The organism is Hymenobacter algoricola, from assembly GCF_039539525.1.
GTDB classification, from domain to species: Bacteria; Bacteroidota; Bacteroidia; order Cytophagales; family Hymenobacteraceae; genus Hymenobacter; species Hymenobacter algoricola.
In genome coordinates, this window is the sequence record NZ_BAABDH010000046.1 from 1 (window position 1) to 644 (window position 644).

General features: G+C 66.1%; 1 protein-coding gene. It reads left to right on the forward strand.

The window, feature by feature from the left end; translation table 11 throughout:
* Positions 1 to 637: IS630 family transposase (locus ABD842_RS13680; RefSeq protein ID WP_345114901.1), on the forward strand; the 637-nt coding region annotated here is incomplete at its 5' end.
* Positions 638 to 644: the final 7 nt, after the last annotated feature.

Here is a 644-nt window from a genome sequence, read left to right on the forward strand (position 1 = left end):
CCCGTACTTTCCCGTCATCTGCTTCGACGAACGCCCCTGTGTGCTGCACGGCCAGCCCGTCGAGCCGCTTCCGCCCGTGCCGGCGCAGCCCGCGCAGGGGCAGCAGCCGGCCAAAGCCGGCCGTCCCCGGCGGGAAAGCAGCACGTACGTGCGCCAGGGCACGGCCTGCCTACTGGCGGCCTTCGAGCCGGGCACGGGCCAGCGCCTGGTCGAGGTCTCGGCCCGTCGCACGGGCGCTGATTATTGCCGCTTTATGCAGGCCCTGGCGGCCCACTACCCCGAGGCCGCGAAAATCGTGCTGGTCCAGGACAACCTCAACACTCACACCGATGCCGTCTTTTACCAGCACCTGCCCGCCGCCCAGGCCCGCGCGTTGGCGGCCCGCTTCGAGGTTCATTACACGCCCAAAAACGCCTCCTGGCTGAACATGGTCGAACTCGAACTCTCGGCCATTGCCCGCCAGTGCCTGCACCAGCGCATTCCCACGCAGGACGAACTGAGCGCGCACGTTGAGGCCTGTGTGGCGGAACGCAACGCCCGGCGAGCGACCGTCAACTGGCAATTCTCGCTCGATAAGGCGCGGGAGAAACTCACCCGCCACTACCAAAAGGTTTGTTCGAAAAACTCTCCTGACTAAGCACTAG